The sequence below is a fragment of the Bradyrhizobium sp. genome (genome assembly GCF_049798375.1).
Classification (GTDB): Bacteria; Pseudomonadota; Alphaproteobacteria; order Rhizobiales; family Xanthobacteraceae; genus Bradyrhizobium.
In genome coordinates, this window is sequence record NZ_JBARGP010000613.1 from 1 (window position 1) to 5,544 (window position 5,544).

General features: G+C 64.7%; 4 protein-coding genes and 1 pseudogene. 2 read left to right on the forward strand and 3 right to left on the reverse strand.

What is annotated here, in order from left to right; genetic code table 11:
• Positions 1 to 135: 135 nt before the first annotated feature.
• Positions 136 to 618 carry an MmcB family DNA repair protein gene (locus WA702_RS24445; protein WP_425113122.1) on the reverse strand — a complete coding sequence of 161 codons (483 nt, stop codon included), beginning with the start codon at positions 616 to 618 and terminating at the stop codon, positions 136 to 138.
• Between the two features lie 137 nt (positions 619 to 755).
• Between WA702_RS24445 and WA702_RS24450 the strand changes: the two genes are divergently transcribed.
• Entirely contained in the window at positions 756 to 2,471 is a 1,716-nt protein-coding gene (locus WA702_RS24450) for an alpha-amylase family protein (protein WP_425113123.1), read from the forward strand.
• Between the two features lie 224 nt (positions 2,472 to 2,695).
• Here the strand turns inward: WA702_RS24450 and WA702_RS24455 are convergent, their stop codons facing one another.
• A complete protein-coding gene (locus tag WA702_RS24455; RefSeq protein WP_425113124.1) occupies positions 2,696 to 4,321 on the reverse strand; it encodes an alpha-amylase family glycosyl hydrolase in 1,626 nt (541 codons plus the stop codon).
• A 151-nt stretch (positions 4,322 to 4,472) separates the two neighbouring features.
• Between WA702_RS24455 and WA702_RS24460 the strand changes: the two genes are divergently transcribed.
• Positions 4,473 to 5,141, forward strand: a complete 669-nt coding sequence (locus tag WA702_RS24460; protein WP_425113125.1) for an MBL fold metallo-hydrolase — start codon at positions 4,473 to 4,475, stop codon at positions 5,139 to 5,141.
• Positions 5,142 to 5,171: 30 nt separating this feature from the next.
• Here WA702_RS24460 and WA702_RS24465 read toward each other — a convergent pair.
• A pseudogene (locus tag WA702_RS24465) lies at positions 5,172 to 5,544 on the reverse strand (PHB depolymerase family esterase); the annotation flags it as partial.

Here is a 5,544-nt window from a genome sequence, read left to right on the forward strand (position 1 = left end):
CGACTCCGGTTAACACCATCATTCTGAGGGACGACCGCCCCGCTGCCAATCGAGCACGCGAGCGCGCTCATCGACAGCGCCGTAGCGAGCGTGCGGCTCGCTCCGGTCGGCCCGTTACCCCATCTACTGTCCGACCTACAATTCATGCCCCTGCGGGTCGAGCAGCCGATTCATGCGCTGGGCCGCTGCGAGTGCGAAGCGCACCGTCATCAGCTTGCGGGTCGGGGCCGGCAATTTGTGCTCCGGCGCCTCGCAGTGCAGATGCGCGCCATAGGCATCGGCGACGATCAGGCCGGTGTCCTTTGGAAAGATCTCGCACGGCAGGTCCTGCGTGAACGCAAAGAACAGTCGGTCGCAATGGGCGCGGTAGTCCTCCCATTTGTGATCGGCGCGCAAATCCTCCAATGACGACTTGATCTCGACGATCCAAATCTCGCTGCGCTCGTTCAGGGCAACGAGATCGGCGCGCCGTCCCGACGGTAGCGGCAATTCGCTGACCGTGGCGAAGCCGAGCGCGCGCAGCAGCCGCGAGGTGCCGCGCGCGACCGCCAGCGCAGTCTCCGACTGGCGGCGATCGGACGGCGGGACAAGGCTGACCTTGGCGGCTGACGATTCCATGGGACTGGCATCATAGCCGATTCCGCCGGACTCCCAAGCGCCCGCGCGCGTCAGCGACGGAACCGGGAACCGGGTCGGCGCAAGCCACTTAACAACCGGCCGCGCGACATCCGAGAGGCGCAAGGAGGCAGCCGTTCATGATCGACGACCTCTGGTACAAGAACGGCATCATCTATTGCCTCTCCGTCGGCACCTATATGGACGCCGACGGCGACGGCATCGGCGATTTCAAGGGGCTGACGCGACGGCTGGATTATCTGCACGGGCTCGGCATCACCGCGATCTGGCTGATGCCCTTCCAGCCTTCGCCGGGCAAGGACGACGGCTACGACGTCGCCGATTATTACGGCGTCGATCCGCGCTACGGCACGCTCGGCGATTTCGTCGAGTTCACCCATGGCTGCAAGCAGCGCGGCATCCGTGTCATCATCGATCTCGTCGTCAACCACACCTCCGATCAGCATCCCTGGTTCAAGGACGCCCGCAGCTCACCCGATTCGCTCTATCGGGACTGGTATGTCTGGGCCGACAAGAAGCCCGCCAATGCCGACAAGGGCATGGTGTTTCCGGGCGTGCAGAAATCGACCTGGTCACACGACAAGGAGGCGCGCGCCTGGTACTTCCACCGATTCTATGACTTCCAACCCGACCTCAACACCTCGAATCCGCTGGTGCAGGCCGAGATCCTGAAGATCATGGGCTTCTGGATCCAGCTCGGCGTCTCCGGCTTCCGCATGGATGCCGTTCCCTTCGTGATCGCAACCAAGGGCGCCAAGGTGAAGAAGCCGGTCGAGCAATACGACATGCTGCGGATGTTTCGCGAATTCCTGCAATGGCGCGAAGGCGACGCCATCATCCTCGCCGAGGCCAACGTGCTGCCGGAATCCGACCTGGAATATTTCGGCGACGACGGCGACCGCGTGCACATGATGTTCAATTTCCAAGTCAACCAGCATCTGTTCTATGCGCTCGCCTCTGCCGACACCCGTCCGCTGGCTAAAGCGCTGAAGGCCACCAAGCCGCGGCCGGCTTCCGCGCAATGGGGCCTGTTCCTGCGCAATCACGACGAGCTCGATCTCGGGCGGCTGACGAAGCCGCAGCGCGAGGCGGTGTTCAACGCATTCGGCCCTGACAAAAGCATGCAGCTCTACGATCGCGGCATCCGGCGCAGGCTGACGCCGATGCTCGGCGGCGACCGGCGGCGGCTCGAGCTCGCCTACAGCCTGATGTTCACGCTGCCCGGCACGCCGGTGATCCGCTATGGCGACGAGATCGGCATGGGCGATAATCTCCAGTTGCCGGAGCGCAACTGCGCGCGCACGCCGATGCAATGGTCGACCGAGCCGCAGGCCGGCTTCACAAATGGCGGCAAGCCGCCGCTGCCGGTGATCAGCGACGGCCCCTATGGCTACGACCACGTCAACGCCGCCAAGCAGCGCCGCGATCCCGAATCGATGCTGAACTGGACCGAGCGCATCATCCGCATGCGCAAGGAAGTGCCGGAGGTCGGCTGGGGCGATTTCCAGGTGATCGCGATCAAGGATCCGGCGATCCTGATCCTGCGCTACGACTGGCGCAACAATTCGGTGCTGTTCGTGCACAACCTCGATGAGAAGCCGCGCGAGATCGCGTTCTCGGCCGGGGTGGAAGGCGAGGCCGGCAAGCTGCTGATTAACCTGCTTGCAGAGGATCACAGCCATGCCGACGCACGCGGCCGCCACACGCTGGTGATCGAGCCCTACGGCTATCGCTGGTACCGCGTCGGCGGCCTCGATTACCTGCTCCGGCGCAGCGATATCGACACCGACGCGGGGACGGCGAAGCGCAAGCGCAACAAGGCGCATCCCGGGTGAGCTCACGGCACGTCCGGAGCGAGTTGTTAGCGCGGCGGCGGCTTCATACTCAGAGTCGTCCCGGTGAACGCCGGGACCCATAGCCACCGGCTTCCCTGTTGCGAAGGCTGGCAATGATCATGCTGCCACGAACGATGGCCGCGGAGTATGGGTCCCGGGTCCGCGCGCTGCGCGCTGGCCCGGGACGACACCGTAAAACACAGCCGATACTGAAGTTCCCGAAGCTATGGGGCTACGCCGCCCTTTCCGATCACCACGCCTTCGTTGCCACGCAGGTCGAGCGTGCCATGGATGCGTTCGCCTGCGCGGTCGAGATGGGTCGACAGCAGGATCGCGCCATCGAGACCGTGGCCCTGTGTCGATAGCGCCACCGGCTCCTCGCCGAGATTGAGTGCGATCGTGAGCACCTCGCCTTCACCTTGGCCTTCACCCGCGCCCTCGCGCCGATACATCAGCACGTCGCCTTGTGCAGCGATCGCCCGATAGCTGCCGCTGACCAGCACCGCATGGCTCTTTCGCAACGCGATCAGCGCGCGGTAAAGATTGAGGATCGAGCGTCGATCGGCTGTGAGGTTGACGACGTTCTCATGGGTGAAATCATCAGCCACCGGCAGCCATGGCACCGCGGCGGAGAAGCCGGCATTGGCGTTCGCGTTCCACTGCATCGGCGTGCGGCAGCCGTCGCGGCCGACGCCAATGCCGGGCACATTCTTCTCGAAGGGATCGCGCACCTGGTCGGGCGCGATCGGCACCTGCTGCATGCCGATCTCATCGCCGTAATACAGCGTCGGCGTGCCGCGCAAGGTCAGCAGCAGCATCGCGGCGACCCGCGCCTGCGCCGGGCCGACGCGGCTCGCCACCCGCGGCCGATCGTGATTACCGAGCACCCAGTTCGGCCATGCGCCCGAAGGCAGCGCCTTCTCGTAGTCCGCAATGATCGCTTCGATATCGCGGGCATGCCAGGGCGCCGACAGCAGCGCGAAGTTGAACGGCAGATGCGCGCCCGACAGATCCTTGCCGTAATAGCTCATCAGCCGCTCATAGGGCAGATAGATCTCGCCGATCAGCACGCGGTCGCCGAACTCATCCATCACGCGCCGCATCTCCGCCACCACCTCGTGCACTTCGGGCTGGTCAGCCGAATAGCGCGTCAGCACGCGCTCGTTCGGCGGGCGTCCCTCGATGTAGCCGGGGTTGGGCGGGTTGTCGCGAAACTGGGCGTCCTTGACCAGGTGCCAGAGCACGTCGACGCGGAAGCCGTTGACGCCCTTGCGCAGCCAGAACCGCATCAGGTCGTACATGGCGGCACGCACCGCCGGATTGCGCCAGTTCAGGTCCGGCTGCTGCGCCAGGAAGGCGTGGTAGTAGTACTGGCCTGATGTCTCGTCATACTGCCAGGCGCTGCCACCGAACTCGGACAGCCAGTTGTTGGGCGGGCCGCCATCCGGCCTGCCATCGCGCCAGATGTACCAGTCGCGCTTCGGATCGGTGCGCGAGCGCTTCGCCTCCAGAAACCACGGATGCTGGTCGGAGGTGTGGTTGGGCACGAGGTCAAGAATCAGTTTGAGCCCGCTGCCATGCGCGGCTTTCACCAGCGCGTCGAAATCCTCCATCGTCCCGAACAGCGGATCGATACCGGTGTAGTCGGAGATGTCGTAGCCGAAATCGGCCATCGGCGAGGCGAAGATCGGCGACAGCCAGATCGCGTCGACGCCGAGCGTCAGCAGATAAGGCAGCCGGTGCAGGATGCCGGTGAGGTCGCCGACCCCGTCGCCATCGCTGTCCTGGAACGAGCGCGGATAGATCTGATAGAAGATGCCGTCGCGCCACCAGCTTTCGCTCGTATTCATCGGAACGACTATCCTGCTCGAGAACGTTCCGCCGTCCAACGCCGGAACCGGCCGCAAGTTCAGAGGCATTTTTCATCGCAACGCCCTGCAGCGCCAGCATCACCCCGCTTTTTTACTTGGCGCAGGCGCGAAAATCGGCATGCTTGACTGCATGACCCAACGAGACGACACCAAGCCGAAGGCCGGCGCGATCATCGTGCCGGTGACGCCATTCGAGCAGAACTGCACCATCCTGTGGTGCGAGGCCACCAGGAAGGCGGTGGTGTTCGACCCCGGCGGCGACGTGCCGGTCATTGCCGACGCCATTGCCAAGTCCGGCGTCACGGTCGAGAAGATCTGGCTCACGCACGGCCATATCGATCACGTCGGCGGTGCGGCCGAGCTGCGCGAGGCGCTCGGCGTGCCGATCGAGGGCCCGCATCTCGCCGACAAATTCCTGCTGGACAACGTGGTCGAGAGCGGCGCGCGGTTCGGCCTCACCGGCGTACGCAATTTCGCGCCGGATCGCTGGCTCGATGAAGGCGACCGGGTCGAGATCGGCGAGCTCAGCTTCGACATCTTTCACTGCCCCGGTCACTCGCCGGGCAGCGTGGTGTTCTTCAACAAGGAGATGCGCTTCGCCCATGTCGGCGACGTCCTGTTCAACGGCTCGGTCGGCCGCACCGACCTGCCCGGCGGCAGCCATGCCACGCTGATCGCCTCGATCAAGGACAAGCTGCTGCCGCTCGGCGACGATGTCGGTTTCATCTGCGGCCACGGCGCGGGCTCGAGCTTCGGCCAGGAGCGGATGACCAATCCGTTTCTCACCGGCGAGATGTGATTCCGAAGCGGCGTGCTACGCCTTCAGTGGTTATTTCTTAAGGCCTGCGGCCTGCAGGGCGCGGTCGATCACCGCGGCGACGTCGACCGACGCGCGCCGCGTCTCGCGCTTCGGCTCGGCCGATTTGGAATCAGCAGGCTTCGGCTCGATCGTCGCCGGCTCCGCTGCCTTGGTCTCGGATGCTTTCGGCCGCAAGATTCGGCTGAGGCTCGGCAGCACCGAGGAGATCGGGGACACCAGCGGGATCAGCCTGGCGCTCGGCGATTCCACCACCGGCTTGGGCTGCCGGATCCAGTCGGTCACGCCGAAGAATTTCGCGATGTGATAGGACGACGAGATGCCGGCATCGATCAAATACGGGCCCTGCTTGCCGTAGCGCTTGTCATTCTCCGCCAGCCCGATC